15 protein-coding genes are annotated in these 15,592 nt (G+C 43.7%); 11 read left to right on the forward strand and 4 right to left on the reverse strand.

Annotated elements, in window-relative coordinates; translation table 11 throughout:
- Positions 1-49: 49 nt before the first annotated feature.
- The 9 genes from M3636_RS07970 (at position 50) to M3636_RS08010 (ending at position 9,540) form a co-directional block, all read left to right on the forward strand.
- Positions 50-781, forward strand: coding sequence for a hypothetical protein (locus tag M3636_RS07970; RefSeq protein ID WP_251381988.1), 732 nt, complete (start codon positions 50-52; stop codon positions 779-781).
- A gap of 163 nt (positions 782-944) precedes the next feature.
- A complete protein-coding gene (locus tag M3636_RS07975; protein ID WP_128102133.1) occupies positions 945-1,337 on the forward strand; it encodes a DUF2500 domain-containing protein in 393 nt (130 codons plus the stop codon).
- A gap of 190 nt (positions 1,338-1,527) precedes the next feature.
- Positions 1,528-2,277: an SDR family NAD(P)-dependent oxidoreductase gene (locus M3636_RS07980; RefSeq protein ID WP_128102134.1), complete on the forward strand. Its 750-nt coding sequence runs from the start codon at positions 1,528-1,530 to the stop codon at positions 2,275-2,277.
- A 204-nt stretch (positions 2,278-2,481) separates the two neighbouring features.
- Positions 2,482-4,179: a hypothetical protein gene (locus M3636_RS07985; RefSeq protein ID WP_251381990.1), complete on the forward strand. Its 1,698-nt coding sequence runs from the start codon at positions 2,482-2,484 to the stop codon at positions 4,177-4,179.
- A 171-nt stretch (positions 4,180-4,350) separates the two neighbouring features.
- Positions 4,351-4,773 (forward strand): cell wall hydrolase, encoded by a 423-nt coding sequence (locus tag M3636_RS07990; RefSeq protein ID WP_251381992.1) that lies wholly within the window; start codon positions 4,351-4,353, stop codon positions 4,771-4,773.
- A gap of 56 nt (positions 4,774-4,829) precedes the next feature.
- Positions 4,830-5,321 (forward strand): spore coat protein GerQ, encoded by a 492-nt coding sequence (gene gerQ, locus M3636_RS07995; protein WP_483311506.1) that lies wholly within the window; start codon positions 4,830-4,832, stop codon positions 5,319-5,321.
- A 298-nt stretch (positions 5,322-5,619) separates the two neighbouring features.
- Positions 5,620-7,197, forward strand: a complete 1,578-nt coding sequence (locus tag M3636_RS29730; protein WP_251381994.1) for a sigma-70 family RNA polymerase sigma factor — start codon at positions 5,620-5,622, stop codon at positions 7,195-7,197.
- A 280-nt stretch (positions 7,198-7,477) separates the two neighbouring features.
- Positions 7,478-8,794, forward strand: a complete 1,317-nt coding sequence (locus M3636_RS08005) for a hemolysin family protein (RefSeq protein WP_128102139.1) — start codon at positions 7,478-7,480, stop codon at positions 8,792-8,794.
- Positions 8,795-9,045: 251 nt separating this feature from the next.
- Positions 9,046-9,540, forward strand: a complete 495-nt coding sequence (locus M3636_RS08010; protein ID WP_145408534.1) for a hypothetical protein — start codon at positions 9,046-9,048, stop codon at positions 9,538-9,540.
- 12 nt (positions 9,541-9,552) lie between these two features.
- On the opposite strand, the gene M3636_RS08015 is transcribed toward M3636_RS08010, so the two are convergent.
- The 4 genes from M3636_RS08015 to M3636_RS08030 all read right to left on the reverse strand — a co-directional run bounded on the left by M3636_RS08015 (position 9,553) and on the right by M3636_RS08030 (position 13,904).
- Positions 9,553-10,527 carry a hypothetical protein gene (locus tag M3636_RS08015; RefSeq protein ID WP_251381996.1) on the reverse strand — a complete coding sequence of 325 codons (975 nt, stop codon included), beginning with the start codon at positions 10,525-10,527 and terminating at the stop codon, positions 9,553-9,555.
- Entirely contained in the window at positions 10,505-11,095 is a 591-nt protein-coding gene (locus M3636_RS08020) for an RNA polymerase sigma factor (RefSeq protein ID WP_128102142.1), read from the reverse strand. The genes M3636_RS08015 and M3636_RS08020 overlap by 23 nt, the downstream gene beginning before the upstream one ends.
- 209 nt (positions 11,096-11,304) lie before the next feature.
- Complete coding sequence (locus M3636_RS08025) at positions 11,305-12,537, reverse strand: aminopeptidase (protein WP_251381998.1); 1,233 nt, start codon at positions 12,535-12,537, stop codon at positions 11,305-11,307.
- 134 nt (positions 12,538-12,671) lie between these two features.
- Entirely contained in the window at positions 12,672-13,904 is a 1,233-nt protein-coding gene (locus M3636_RS08030; protein ID WP_251382000.1) for an aminopeptidase, read from the reverse strand.
- 217 nt (positions 13,905-14,121) lie between these two features.
- On the opposite strand from M3636_RS08030, the gene M3636_RS08035 reads away from it, so the two are divergent.
- Together M3636_RS08035 and M3636_RS08040 are read left to right on the forward strand one after the other, a co-directional pair.
- Complete coding sequence (locus M3636_RS08035) at positions 14,122-14,388, forward strand: hypothetical protein (RefSeq protein WP_174715294.1); 267 nt, start codon at positions 14,122-14,124, stop codon at positions 14,386-14,388.
- 195 nt (positions 14,389-14,583) lie between these two features.
- Positions 14,584-15,393 (forward strand): MBL fold metallo-hydrolase, encoded by an 810-nt coding sequence (locus M3636_RS08040; protein ID WP_251382001.1) that lies wholly within the window; start codon positions 14,584-14,586, stop codon positions 15,391-15,393.
- Positions 15,394-15,592 lie beyond the last annotated feature (199 nt).

Below are 15,592 nucleotides of genomic sequence, written 5' to 3' on the forward strand. Positions count from 1 at the left end.
AAAAAGTAAAAAAAACCTAACACAACACACAACAACTAGAGGTGAACATATGAAAGAGAAGTTAATCCTTGATATAAGACTATTTGAGGAGCCAACACGTAACAAACCTCTTCCCCCCTATGCAGGAAACATATATGAGGTACATCAAGAGATTCATCACATCTCCACCAGATTTGCGAGAAAACTAAGAGAGCAGGGCTTCATTACGGGACGTTATGATCATCTATATATTGTACTAAGTCCTTTCCTTGAGGAGCATACAATAGCAGAGTCGAGTAGACCAACGGAAAAATGGATGAAGTATTATGATGTGGGTGTCTCTCCAACCGTATTTAATCGTAAAACGGATCAAGAAAAAGAGCAGTTCATGACGGATCTGTTCGCAAAAGTATTGAACCAAATAGCATTGGACGATGATCAGAAGGATATGGTGAGCAATACTCACGATCTGTTACAGCAATTAGGCAGTGAGATCGAAATTACACATATCTCGAAGATAACCAATAAATTCAGCGCCAAAGTAACATATCAAATTCGGCCTTTCAATAAGAAGTCGCAGGCGATCATTGAATATCACGATTCAGTCAGTCAAGAGATAAGGAAATGTGTGTTTCAAGAATTGAACATGTACGAGGATATATACTTTTTGGTCGCTTCAGTATCGCTAAAAAACGGGACATTGTACTTCAAACCAAGGGTTTCAGAACGTGCGACTTATCATATTAAGTCATACCAAACCCCTATTCATGTTCATATTGCTGATATTCCAGTTATAAGTTAACCTCACCGAAAGATGAACGCTTAGGTTCATTTTTCGGTTCTTTCCGTTTTGTTGCTCAAATATTTAATCCAATGAACAAGTTTTATGCCTGGCCGCATATACATTACTGAAACAGGTCAAGACTTCGGCTTTCCTAGGTAAGATTATGAACGGAGGGAGAGACATGGGCATTGAATCATCTTGGATGTTTGATTTGTTTGGAACGGTCTTTCCAATTGTGTTTGTACTGATTATAGGCATTGTATTGTTATCCGTGGGCAAAGAAGTGTTGAGATGGGGACGTAACAATACCGAACCACTACTTACGGTTCCTTCACGAATTACAGGCAGGAGAATGCAGGTTAGTCAGTCGCACGCTGAATCCGGCAGTTCGGCCCGTACATTGTATTACGTCACCTTTGAAGTGGAGAGTGGGGATCGTCTTGAATTCAAAGTGAGAGGCGAAGAGTACGGTCTATGCTCGGAGGGAGATGAAGGTCGTCTTTCCTTCAAGGGTACACGTTATGTAGGCTTTGAGCGCAACAATCGACGGTATACAGAGCGTGTGCACGGATAATTCGACTGGCTTGCGCCATCGTGGCGTAAGCTTTTTTTAATGTCTTTTTGGTGGACAAGCGTTTCTTAACAGGGTAAACGTGTTTTTATATATAAGAGAGATTCTTTTTCCAAATCCTGATGCCTTCATTCGACATATGTTTGTCCGATAAGGGTCATCCTAATTCATAGATTATAGAGGAGGAATAGTTATGTCATTCACAGATCAAGTCGTCGTTGTGACCGGAGCAGCTCAGGGGATTGGGCGTAGTGTGGCGGAGGCCTATGCCGTTGCAGGCGCAAAAGTAGTATTGGCAGACTACCAGGAAGCAGAGGGCGCAGCAGCGGCGGCTTCCATACGTAATGAAGGAGGCGAAGCCATCTTTGTTCAGTGTGATGTTCGGAAAGAGGAGGAAATTACGAACCTGATCAACACAACGCTGGAGGCATTCGATCACATTAATATATTGATTAACAATGCAGGCGTCGCTAGATGGAAATCTCCTTACGAGCTTACGGTAGACGAGTGGGACGATGTGCTTAATACCAATGTAAGAAGCACCTTTCTTGCAAGCCGTGAAGCAGCGAAGCATATGAAGAAAAATGAACATGGTGGTGCCATCATCAATATGGCATCGACAAGAGCATCGATGTCTGAGCCTGAAACGGAAGCTTATGCAGCATCCAAAGGAGCTATCGTCGCACTTACACATGCTATGGCGGTCTCACTGGGTAAAGATCATATTCGGGTCAATTGTATCAGTCCCGGATGGATTGAAACAGGAAACGTCGATGAATTGAAACAAGCAGATCATGAACAACATCCTGCAGGACGTGTGGGCATCCCTTCAGATATCTCCCGCGCATGTTTATATTTGTCGGATCCGAGCAATACCTTTGTCACAGGGACCAACCTGATTATTGACGGAGGCATGACTCGAAAAATGATATATGAGGACTAAAACCGGGATTTATTTAATCAGGTACTTCCCCGTCACTCAATAGCGTACTTAAGCCCAAGTTAAGCACTTGGGCTTATTTGATTTTAATAACTCGGTTGCTATAATGAATGTGATTTTACAACAGTATAGGAATGGAGGGAGTTTATGTTCGGGAAATCATCCCGGAAAGTACTTTGGCTCTTATTGCTGATTGGAGGGATCATAATGACTGGCTTTGAATCGACTGCTGAGGCTAGCCCTGATGTTAGAGCTGCCTGGGTGTGGCAGGCGAATTCGATCCGTGACGGAGGAGATGAGCTGCTTGCGAATGCAGCTAAGCATAAGATTAATAGACTCTATGTAAATGTGAATATGAACCTTTCAACAGAGATATACCGTGAATTCATTGCCAAAGCGACTAAAGCGGGTATTGCCGTTGAAGCACTCGGAGGGGATCCATCTTGGGCGATTGAAGGTCGTGAGGGTCCGATGCTTCGACTGGCCTCTTGGGTAAGTGAGTATAATCTTACGGTGGAGTCAGGAGAAAGGTTCGATGCGATCCATCTGGATGTTAAGCCTTATGTTCTAGCAGCGTGGAAAACGGATGCGGCATCGTTAGTGCAATCATGGATGAATAATATGACGTTGTTACAGCAACAAGTAGAACAGAATGGAAACATTCAGGTGAATGTGGATTTACCTTTTTGGCTCAATTCTTATACAGTAGCAGGGAAAAGGACAACCGAAGATGCAGATAACGAAACGTTATCGCACTGGTTCATCGAGCGGTTTGATCATATTACTTTACTCGTATACCGAGATACTGCACAAGGTAATAACGGAATTATTCGCTTAATTGAAAAAGATATGAACGAGGCAGACGCCCAGGCGGTGTCTGTAACCGTTGGGGTGAACACCAAACCGATGCCTGGTGAAGAATTCACCACATTTGCAGATAAAGGAGCAGCCGAGCTTGAAGCCGTGTTGAGTGAAGTAGCAGATTCGTTTCGAGACCATACGTCTTATGCTGGAGCAGCAGTACATGACATTGTGTATTGGAGCCAGTTAGCTCCAGAAGATGAACCCGCACCGGCACCTGCTCCAGAGAATCCAGTTAGTCCACCTGAAATTCGTGGAACTTACATCTGGGAGGCTTCTCAAGTAACTAACGATGGCGGGGAACATATTCTCGAATTCGCAAAAGAAAAAAGTATTAACTTCTTGTATGTACGCCTTGACTTGGAGCAGCCTTACTCTAGCTACCGATCATTTGTGAAGCGTGCTGCGGCTCAAGGGATCGAGATTCACGCCATGGGTGGTCATCCGATCTGGGGGAAAATCGAGAATCGTCCACGTATTCAGCGTTTAATTGATTATGTAACGAATTATAACGCTGAAGTTGAAGCTGATGAACAGTTTAAGGGGATTCATCTGGATATCGAGCCTTACACTTTGCCTGATTGGCAGTCCGACCGGGATAAGCTGTTAAGCGAGTGGGCAGCCAATATTGCCTATTTTCACGAAGAAACGAAGAAGAACGGCGATTTGGAAACGAGCGCCGATTTGGCTGTATGGCTCGATACTTTTCCACTGCCAGGCAAGAACGTCTCGGTCAGTGAGTTTATGATTGACACATTGGATCATGTCTCACTTATGGCATTCCGTAATACAGCTGAAGGTTCCAACGGTATCGCCGCCGTCGTTAGCCAGGAGATGGAGATGGCTGATCGATTAGGCAAACCGTTAATGATTTCAGTCGAAATTAAGGAGAATCATGAAGGCAAGCATATTTCTTTTTATGAGGCAGGCGCGTCAGAGATGGAACGTCAATTAGCTTTGTTGCCAAACCTTCTGTCTAACTTCCAATCCTATCAAGGTAATATTGTACATGCTTATGATTATTGGGTGGAAGCCAAGCCTTAAATAGGCGAGTTATATAGGAAATTGGATCTCCCGGAATCTCACACGTGCTGAGGTTCCGGGCTTTTTTTTGTGAAAATCCGATATCATCGTGTCACCGAATAGGCTCCTGCACAATACGATATACGGTGATGAAGAGCTGATGAAGAGCTGATGCAGAGGAGGAAGCAGATCATGGCTGTAATCAAAGCCAACTCAGAAGATGTCAAGCTGCTTGCTAGGCTGTTGAGAGCAGAGGCTGAGGGTGACGGCGAACAAGGCATGTTGTTAGTCGGTAACGTTGGCGTAAACCGTGTACTGGTGGACTGCTTGGATTTTCGGGATATCCGAGATATCAATCGCATGGTGTTTCAGAACCCTGGTGGTTTCGAGTCTACACAGAAGGGATACTTTTATCAGCGAGCAAGACAGTCCGAGATTCGTCTAGCCCAGCGCGTGATTAACGGGGAGCGCATCTGGCCAGCAAGCAATGCCTTATGGTTTTTCCGCCCTGTAGGTGATTGCCCACCAACGTGGTATAACCAGCAAAATACCGGCCGTTTCAAAGCACATTGTTTCTTTAGTCCTACAGGGGATGACTGTCCAGAGGTTTATTAGTGCATGTTTGATTAAGCTACCGCTATTAAGAAATTAATTTTTGGGAGGAATCATCAATGATTAATCAGCCTTATCAGCCAACACAGGTAATGGGTCAACAAGCGAATTCGCAAGTACAAGGAGCATCTTATAAAATCGGTAACGGAGCACCTTCGATGACCCCAACACCAGGAATGGTGTCACCAAGCTCTACATCTGTTCCGCCGCTTGTCTCCAGTGGCAGCCCAATGACACCTACAGGAACTGTTGTAACAACAACTGCTCCTCAGTTCGAACAATCCTACATCGAGAATATCCTGCGTCTGAATCTGGGTAAATTCGGTACATTCTATATGACTTATGAAGGCAACAAAGAATGGAATGCACGGATCTTCCAAGGTGTTATTGAAGCAGCCGGTCGTGACCACATTATCATTAGTGATCCAAAAACAGGCAGACGTATTATGCTTTTGATGGTTAACTTCGACTACGCGACATTTGATGAGCCGCTGTTGTATCAATATCCTGGTGTTATTGGTAACTACCCACAAGCACCGAGCAGACGTTAGTCCTTAACATACAGGACGGTAAGTAACATACCTAGAACATAGTTCTCCATAGGTTGCTTCTGAATGTAGTTTAAATGCTACGTTCATAAGCAGCCTTTTATTATAGGGTATATTCTCAACTTGAATCCACCATTGAACTAAAGGTAAGGTTAAATAAAATTATTTCAACCAAGTAACCTTATGATCAGGTAGTGGCACTTATAGATAAGACATGGGTATTGGAATGGAAGATGCGTCATGTTTAGACTGATAAACAGGAGATTCAATACGTTCGACATAAGGAAGGAACTGATTAGCAGTGAAATCATGGATTGAAGGTGCTGTACGCGGTGAGCCTGATGCATATGAACATCTGGTTATGCAATTCCGGGGAATGGCTCATGCTGTGGCGTACCATATACTTAAGGACGATTTTTGGGCTGAGGATGTTGTACAGGAAGCTTTCACTGAGGCGTTTGCAAATCTGACTCGATTGGACAAGCCTGAAGCGTTTCCTGGTTGGTTCAAAGTGATTGTAGAGCGGCAGTGTTACCGCTGGTTGCGACGTAAACGGCATGTCACCATTCCCGTAGAAGAACTCTCGCATATGCACCAGGAAGAGCAGACGAATGATCCCGAGCAGCTATTGTTGCTAAAGGAACAAAATCGCATGTTATATGACTCTATTGGAAGTCTGCCCTCATCGATGCAGCTTGTTGTAGATATGTTTTATTTCAAAGGGTACTCGCTGAACGAAATTTCGGAATTTTTGAATGTATCTGTCTCTGCGTTGAAAAAAAGATTGTTTGATGCCCGCAAAAAACTTAGACGCCACATCCCTGTGGTTGACGTAACTTCCGTATTTACCAATCTCTATGAAGGAGGAAAAGACATGCTTCATATTACGAATGGCGACCATGCAGCAGATCGTATCAGACAGAGTGGAATTCAGGGGGACGTTCTTGTCTGGAGAGAGCTATATCCATTTGGCCCTGTCTATCGGGACATGGCGGAGCGGGAGGGGAGAAGTAGACGTGCAGCCTATCTAGAACATGAGCTAGGTATCCCCCAATCCGTTTATTTACAAATTGCCGAGCTGGAACAGAAACTTCACTCTTTGCATAACGAAAAGGAGATTGTTTTCTGGTTTGAGTATGACTTGTATGATCAAACGATGCTATCGTACCTGCTACACTTTTTCCAAGGACAATCGCTCGGAGATACGACCTTGCATCTGTTATGCATAGATTCTCATCCCGAGATTGAACACTTCCGAGGGCTTGGACAGCTCACACCTAAACAAATTGGTCGCTTATCCGGGACATGGCATGTCATAGGGGCTGAAGAGATGGAAGCTGGGCGTTTGTTCTGGGAAGCCTATACTTCACCGAACATCCAGGATCATATGGAGTTCTTGACCAAGGATACGTCAGCGTATCCCTTTGCACATACTGCATTTCAGGCGCATCTGTCCCGACTACCTTCAATCACGAATGGATTGGGAATCATCGAACAGACGACTTTAGAAGCAATCAGAGAGGGGATTGATCGCCCGTATCCACTATTCAAGCATGTTGGGAACCAACTTCATTGGCTTGGGATGGGGGATTTGGAGTATTGGGCTCATCTGCGCAGAATGTCATCTGAGCCGTATGCGTTACTTTCGCTAACTGGTGAAACGAGCTTTCCTGATTTCAAGCAGCATAGTGATGAGTTTCGGAATGCCGTTCTCTCTTTAACCCCTCTTGGAATTCAGGTATTAAATGAGGAAGTGGATTGGGCAAGCCTTCGAAGAGAAGAAGCCTGGTTCGGCGGATTAAGGAACGAGGCAGGCAAAGAGCCGCGCTGGCGCTGGGATCGTACATCGAAGAATGGGGTAGATTCGAATAAAGTTTAATAAGAACTTGAAATCAAATATGTTAAAGAAATGGCGTTTTCATGTTATTTGTAAAAGAAAAAGCTAGTTTACGTCATTTCAGTGTCATAGGACACGGATTGACTGTGTAGTTTAGAGTTATATAATAAAAGAAGCATATCCATGTTATTCGACACGATAAGACGGAGGTGGGAGTATTGGGAAGTTGAAACTGCATATGAGCGGCAGAATGGCTAATATCCTACATTTTCGAAGGAGGTGGACCTATTTGCCGAAGAATAACGGCGAATAGGATGAACATTTGAGTGACCCCTTACCGAGTATTATAAACTTAGTATTAATCGGTGTACTTGTATTAATGAATGGTTTCTTCGTATCGGCAGAATTTGCGATGGTAAAAGTTCGCGGCAGCCGCATCGAAGCTTTGGTGGAATCAGGCAACAAAAATGCAATCTATGCTTCCAACATTGTGCGTAATCTAGATGCTTATCTATCTGCCTGTCAGTTAGGGATAACGCTAGCTTCACTAGGACTTGGGTGGCTGGGAGAACCGGCAATCGCTCACTTACTTGAGCCAATGTTTACAGCATTTGGGTTAGGCCCTGTGTATGTGCATGGTGTTTCGATTGCCATTGCTTTTGTAATTATTACGATTTTGCATATTGTACTCGGGGAACTTGCTCCCAAAACGATAGCAATCCGTAAATCGGAGACGGTCACGTTATGGTCTGCGGCACTGCTTACGTTTTTCTACAAATTGATGTATCCCTTTATATGGGCTTTAAATGGAATGGCTAACAGCCTGTTGCGTTTAATCCGGATGGCACCGGCCTCCGAGCTAGATGAAGCGCATAGCGAAGATGAAATACGCATTCTTATGAAAGAAAGCAATAAGAGCGGTTTAATTGACAATACTGAATTGGCGCTTGTTGATAATATATTTGATTTTACGGCAACGACCGCCCGTGAAATTATGATTCCGCGGACGGAAATGATCTGTCTGAACGCCAATCAGTCGATGCTGGAGAATCTGGAAATCGCCAGTGAAAGCATGAGAACCCGTTATCCGGTATATAACGGTGACAAGGATCATATCATCGGTTTTATTCACATCAAAGATCTGATGAAATCTCAGTTGACCGATACGATCTCAGTTATTCGTCCAATTCTTGCCGTGCCTGATTCAACACCAATCAGTGACTTGCTCAAACGCATGCAGCGCAGTAAGACGCAAATTGCGATTCTGATTGATGAATATGGAGGCACCTCGGGACTTGTAACGCTTGAGGATATTATGGAAGAGATCGTTGGTGAGATTCAGGACGAATTCGATCAGGAACGTCCTGCGATTGAACAAGTGGATGAGATGGAATACTCGATTGACGGGCTTATGCTGATTGAAGAAGTAAGTGAGCGTTTCGGATTAGAGATGGATCGATCGGATTATGATACGATTGGTGGATGGCTATACTCCCGAGTTGAAACAATTCCGCCTGAGGTGGGACAATCGGTAGAGTACGGCGGGCATCTATTCGTAATCCAGGAGACAGAGCACAAACGAATCTCCCGTGTAAATGTGATTAAGTTAGAGATGTTAGTGGAGGAAGAAGGGGCTTGATATAAGCTCTAGAACTAGAAGTAGAATTCATACTCATGTTATCTCTATCCTATAAAAGTAAGAAACCGTACAGTGTTTTCACTCACTGTACGGTTTTTCTTTAGTTAGTATAACAGGTAGTACATACCTCCTTGCCGGAGAAGGAAAGTAAAATTCACAATGTTCAGTTTGAAACGAATGATCGGTATACTTCGTAACATCAAATATGGATATCCATATTTATTCATATAATGAAATGGAGGATGAGCCAGATGTTAAACAAGCGTTTGAATGCAATCCTTAAAGTTACACTAGCAGTAGCTTTGACTTTACCTGTATTCCTAACCATAACTGACGGAGAACTTCAAGCAGCTTCAGAAAGGTCTGTTGTCAAACCAAGAGCTTTGACCCCACCGCCTCCAGAGACGCAAAGCATTCAGAGCTTGGAGCAATTAACACATATTTATAAAGCAAATGGCACGGTCGTTCCAGCAGGTGGACTTTCTGTTCATGTGTATACCAACACGGCAACATATAATCAGATGAAATCTTTAACAGTGGATTATCGTCTTGAACGTTGGGACGGATCCACTTGGATCACGTATCGCTCAGGTACATCAACGAAAAGTAATACAAATGTGTTAAAGGCTAATTCCAATTGGACCGTTATATCTGGTTACTACTATCGTGTAGTCAGTGTGCATACCGCAATGGACGGATCAGACACCGAGAAGACAACACATATATCTGACACGGTATTGTTCTAGCAATTATTGCGATCAACGATTGGTCGAAGGAAACCTTTGCTTCTGCAGATCATTGGCAATAGCTAGCATTTCCGCTTTGTTAATCGTACCAAACATGCTCACATTAGTTGATCCCATCATCCATTGGAACGTGTTATACGGTGGACCAATTGCTATAAGTGCTTCGCTGCCATCATCCAAACGAACCATATCTGTCTCACGTAACACGGGTGCTGTATCAACTTGACCAGGTCGGATCCACATATAATCAAATTGAATGACTTCTTCTTCGTTATCATTCACCCAAGTAGAATAACGCACACGCATATGATCTGACTCATAGTCTCTGTCATCAGACGAGTTCGACTGCTCGCTATCTTCCTCACGATCTTCTAGGAGCAGTTCGAACTTCACATGTGTGAATCGTTCAGGAATGGCGTTGGATAAGAGAAAATCGCCAAGAAAACCTGAACGAGCCTGCTCTTCAGTGACTTCAACAGGACCAAATGTACGGTCGTATTCAACAGGCAGGTCAGCACCCTCAATGATGGTAATTGTAGGAGCATCCTCAATGCCTGGTTCAGGTGGTGGAGGAGTTCTGGCCGTTGAAGGATCTTTCCCAACGATCTGTTCCGTACCATCTTTGATGACGATGGATTTCATTCCATTTCCCCAATCTTTTATCGTTTGCATAAAAGGGGATACGGCCTGTGTACCGGCAGGCACACTGAACAACAATGCGCCTAAGGCAATGGAAGCTGCCACAACACCAGATAACCAGAAGGTTTGTTTTCGTCTTCTGCGTTTACCTATTTTATTAATCTCGGTTTGCACATTAAGCCAGGATTCCTGCATGTTCTTGGTTTGTTCCTTACTAGGGGTAGGGGGAGTTGAAGCAGCCCGTCGGAATGCTTCATCAAAAGCTAAATCGAAGGCATCATCAAAATAGTCATCTTCTAGCTCTTCGTATGACTCGTGATCATGCTTATCTAATTTGCCTTTGCTCAATGCTGCCACCCCATTCCTTATGTAATTGCTTCTTAATGCTTCCCCGAGCACGGAATAACCGTTGCTTAACAATCTCTTCCGATGTATTCAAAATCTCAGCCATCTCCCGGTAAGAGAGTCCGTCTTTCCATCGCATCTCGATCAGAACACGATATTCAGGTTTGAGCTGGCTGAGGTAAAATTCAATAGATTCCTGCATCATTTGTGTTTCAACTGTGGTTTCGACAGAAGCTGAAGTCTGATTAATCGTCTCCATATCTATAAAAACACTATCCGTATCCAGTTGGTTACGGTTATTTTTATTTTTTCTCAAATAATTAATGGCTGTATTTCGTGTTACGACCTTAAGCCATGCTTTTAGTTTTATTTCACTCTCGAAAAGAGGTTTGTTTTTAATGATTTTGATAAAAGCTTCCTGAATGATATCTTCAGCAGCGGCACGCTCTTTGATGATATAAACGATAAGACCATGTACCATATTATAATATTCATAATACACTTCTTCCTGAAGTGTTGGACTCAAATTATGGAAATCTGAGGCTAAAAGTAATTGGAGCCGATTAGCCATGATGTTCTCCTTTCTGGTGAAGAATCTACAAACATTGGTATCATTTCATTTTACAGCATTATATGGAAGTCTAACAATATCATCGTTTTACATACTGAACGAAAAATATTAAAAAAAGACCGCCTAATCTAACCATAATTATGGTTGATTAAGCAGTCTTTTGTTGTAGTTTTACCTATAGATGTTGTTGCTAGAATGCATGAGTCCTATTAGAAAGCCCAGTCACCTTTCAGGAAGATCGCTTCACGTTCACCACTTGTTGTAATTCCATAGATGTCTGTCTCGGGTGAGCCCATCATGAAATCGACATGAGTAATACTTGTATTCATACCACGAGCTGCGAGTTCTTCTGGGGACATTTTTTTGCCACCATCGATATTAAAGGCGTATGAACTACCAATTGCAAGATGACAGGAAGCATTCTCATCATAAAGTGTTGTGTAATACAAAATGCCACTTTCAGAGATTGGAGAGTGGTAAGGTACCAGCGCAACTTCACCCAAATAATGAGAACCTTCGTCCATATTAATCAGACGTTCAAGCGTATCATGTCCTTCCTCCGCATGAAAATCAACAATTCGCCCATTCTCGAACGTCAGCGTGAAACGATCAATAATGCTTCCACCATAACTCAGTGGTTTCGTGCTGGATACTGTACCATTAACGCCGTGTTTTGCTGGAGCTGTGAACACTTCTTCTGTTGGGATATTAGCTACAAAAGGAGTACCTCGTTCATTCACGCTTCCTGCCTGAGCCCAAATGTGTCCTTCTGGAAGCTCAACGGTGAGATCCGTACCAGGTGAGATAAAGTGCAGTGCACGATACTTTTTGTTATTAAGGGCAACAGCCTTGTGCTCTAAACGCTCGATGTGCTGTTCCCAAGCTTGGATAGGCTCTTCTAAATCAGCGCGTACGGCAGCGAAGATAGCTTCCCATAGCTGTTCCATCTGTTCAGAGGCAGGCAGATCAGGGAATACTTTGGCAGCCCAGTCTGGTGAAGGGCAGGCTACACCTGTCCAGCTCATTTTATCTGCCTGCTGATACTGACGGTATTTAGCAAGTGCCTGACCATAGGTTCGTTGATGCGTCGAAATACGTTCTGGATCGATTCCTTTCAACAAGTCAGGGCTTGATGACAGGACAGTTAAGAATGCCGCGTTGTTTGCAGCAAGTTCTTCAAGCTCAGCAGCATGCCATTTCGGAGGATCTTGGAATGATTGTTCCGGAGCCATCTCGAAACGTAGTCGATTTACAGTTTCATCACTGAATTTAACGATTACTTTTTTGGCACCTGCTTCATACCCCTTCCGTACCAACAAACGTACAAATTCAACCGTATCGATCATGGCACTAATTACAAAAATTTGTCCTGGTTGCACGTTTGCTCCTACTTCGACAGCGAGCTCCGCGTAACGATCTAGCTTTTGTTCAAATGTTAACATCTAATTGTCTCCTAACTTTAGCCGTAGTCATATCAAGCGTTATATAGCTGAACCTTGCATTCAATGTTAAATTTATCGATATAAACAAAGGAAGAGAGAGGATTATTATCCTCTCTCATGAGATTCGCAGAGATTTAGAATGCCCAGTTTCCGTTCAGGAAGATGGCTTCTTCTGAACCTTCCGAAATAATGCCGTGAATATTCATTTCTCCTGATCCAATCATAAAGTCCACATGCGTAAGACTGGAGTTCAATCCAGCGTCAATAAGTTCTTCCTTGGACATGGATTTACCGCCTTCAAGACAGAAAGCATAGGCATTACCGATTGCCAAGTGGTTAGATGCATTTTCGTCAAACAGCGTGTTGTAGAACAAAATATTCGTATCGGAGATCGGTGATTGATGAGGAACGAGAGCAACCTCGCCTAGATAATGAGCACCTTCATCCATTTCGACCAGGTTTTTGAGAGCGTCGTAACCCTGTTCAGCGGTATAATCCACAACTCGGCCATTCTCAAAGGTAAGGGAGAAGCCATCGATCAGGTTACCGCCATAACTAAGTGGTTTCGTGCTGCGAACGGTACCATGAACACCGGATTTTAAAGGTGCGGTAAATACCTCTTCTGTAGGCATGTTAGCGACGAACACATGACCTTGTTCATTGACACTGCCACCAGACACCCACAGATGTCCTTCTGGAAGTTCGATGGTCAAGTCTGTTCCCGGAGCTGTGTAGTGAAGTTTCTTATACTTCTTCTGATTAAGCAGATCCGCACGGGAATCAAGGTTGAGCAGATGTGTTTTCCATTCAGCGACAGCGTCTTGCTCGCCAATACGAACCGTTTTGAAGATGACATCCCATAATTTATCGATTTGTTGAGCTTCCGGAACATCCGGGAAGACTTTAGCGGCCCATTCTGGTGATGGAACAGCAACAATTGACCAGCTAAACTTATCTGCCATTTGCAATGCACGATATTTTTCTAGCGCTTTGGCACGAACTTTCTGGCTAGTCACGATTCGTTCCTGTGCGACTCCGTTCAAGAGATCCGGATTCTCGGCGATAACGTGCAGTACTGCTGCGCCTTCTTCGACAAGCTCGGTCATTTCAGCTGCGAACCACTTAGGCTCGATTGAGAAAGACTCTTCTGGAGCCAGATCATAGTGAAGACGAGTAACAACCTCATCACTCCAATTCACTTTGACCAGTTTGGCACCTGTGTTATAAGCTGCTTTTACGATGAGACGAACAAAATGTGCTGCAGTGATTGGTGCATTCACCACAAGTGTTTGCCCAGGGTGGACGTTAACTCCAACTTTTACGGCCAGTTCCGCATACTGCTGTAGATTTGTTTCGAAATTGTTCATGCTATATTCTCCTCCAGTAATCATAATTTGTCGTAGCCCTCGTTGGCTGATACAGCCCTCATTACGGGTATGTAAGGATTATAAAAGCTCCTTCATTGAATAAGGTATACGTTGCTACGATATATATTGTACAATTAACCAATAATAATTACCAAACCAGGTTTACCATAAAATGTGGAGAACCGTTCTAGATGAGAGATTAAAGGAGAGAACGAGAGTGAATATTGAAGTGATTCGCGCTGAAATGCGCCGTGAAGATGAAAAATTGTATGTAGGGAATACCGTTTTCAAGGCAGAAGGAACCCAGTCACATTATGAGATTACCTTTATGAGCAAAAACGGTAAGGATTGGGATTATAGTCTTCATTTCACCGAGCAATCCGGAGACGAAGAAGAACTGCTTCGGATGGACGAGCTGTTGGAGAATGATGATGATCTCTACAATCAGTTGCTCGATGCTGCGCTGGATGCTTATCCTGCATAATTGCAATAACATACATGAACATATATTCTGGTTCTATTATGGAATCACGCTGATTATACTAGACGGTGTATGCCTGTTAAAGGGTGTATACCGTTTATTTTTCTGAATATGGAATAGAAATGCCAGAAAAGGGAAGTCTACGACAGAAGCATCGAGTATAGAGGGACAATCCGCCTGAATGGGAGGTAACCGTGAATGGCATCTGACAATCTGATTACATCAGGAATGACGGGTCTTGAAGAAGTCGCACACGATATCCTCAGCATGCGTACACTATTTGTGAATGTGATATTCATCGGTGAACCAGGAAGCAGGAAATGGGTACTCGTGGACACGGGAATGGCGAAGTTCACTGATCATATTGTTGAAGTTGCAGCAGAGCGATTCAGCGGGCCGCCATCTGCTATTATTTTGACCCACGGGCATTTCGACCATGTAGGTACCGTCATTGAGCTTGAACAGTTTTGGGGCGTACCCGTGTATGCGCATCCGCAGGAAATCCCCTATTTGACGGGGCTGAAAGACTATCCGCCTGCTGATCCTACTGTTGGTGGTGGAATAATGGCACGATTGTCCTTTGCTTACCCGAATGAAGCGATTAATCTGGATGATCGGATTTTCAGTTTGCCAGATGATCATTCTGTTCCGGGAGCTCCTGAATGGCAATGGGTGCATACCCCAGGACATACGCCAGGTCACATCTCACTTTTCCGGGATCAGGATCGTATCCTTATTGCAGGAGATGCCATTATCTCTGTGAAGCAGGAATCGCTCTGGAGTGTGCTGCTTCAGGACAAACAGTTGCACGGGCCACCCGCATACTTTACGACTGATTGGCAGGCAGCTCATCGATCCGTTCAACAGCTTCGACAGCTTGAACCCAGCATGGTCGTTACAGGTCATGGCCATTGTCTTACTGGAGAGATGCTAAGTGAATCACTGCGTAAGCTGGATCTTGATTTTGAAGAAACGACTGTACCGGATCATGGGAAATATGTAGATTAGACTACACAAACTATAATAAATAATAAAACATAACCGAATTAAGGCAGCGGCGATGGATGCTTGCTGTCTTTTTTCTATATGTCATGGATCGTTCGTTGATGGATGTGTTCTATATCATAGATTGGTATTTTGCGCCAAGTCATGATATATTCGAGCCGTATAGTATAAACCTTAGTATGCACAGGAGGTACATATAACA

It is taken from the genome of Paenibacillus sp. MER 99-2 (assembly GCF_023714095.1).
Classification (GTDB): domain Bacteria; phylum Bacillota; class Bacilli; order Paenibacillales; family Paenibacillaceae; genus Paenibacillus.

Coding starts and splice junctions, on each gene's coding strand:
- M3636_RS07970 (WP_251381988.1), top strand. CDS start 50: ATGAAAGAGAAGTTAATCCTTGATATAAGACTATTTGAGGAGCCAACA.
- M3636_RS07975 (WP_128102133.1), top strand. CDS start 945: ATGGGCATTGAATCATCTTGGATGTTTGATTTGTTTGGAACGGTCTTT.
- M3636_RS07980 (WP_128102134.1), top strand. CDS start 1,528: ATGTCATTCACAGATCAAGTCGTCGTTGTGACCGGAGCAGCTCAGGGG.
- M3636_RS07985 (WP_251381990.1), top strand. CDS start 2,482: ATGACTGGCTTTGAATCGACTGCTGAGGCTAGCCCTGATGTTAGAGCT.
- M3636_RS07990 (WP_251381992.1), top strand. CDS start 4,351: ATGGCTGTAATCAAAGCCAACTCAGAAGATGTCAAGCTGCTTGCTAGG.
- gerQ (WP_483311506.1), top strand. CDS start 4,830: ATGATTAATCAGCCTTATCAGCCAACACAGGTAATGGGTCAACAAGCG.
- M3636_RS08010 (WP_145408534.1), top strand. CDS start 9,046: ATGTTAAACAAGCGTTTGAATGCAATCCTTAAAGTTACACTAGCAGTA.
- M3636_RS08020 (WP_128102142.1), bottom strand. CDS start 11,095: ATGGCTAATCGGCTCCAATTACTTTTAGCCTCAGATTTCCATAATTTG.
- M3636_RS08025 (WP_251381998.1), bottom strand. CDS start 12,537: ATGTTAACATTTGAACAAAAGCTAGATCGTTACGCGGAGCTCGCTGTC.
- M3636_RS08030 (WP_251382000.1), bottom strand. CDS start 13,904: ATGAACAATTTCGAAACAAATCTACAGCAGTATGCGGAACTGGCCGTA.
- M3636_RS08040 (WP_251382001.1), top strand. CDS start 14,584: ATGGCATCTGACAATCTGATTACATCAGGAATGACGGGTCTTGAAGAA.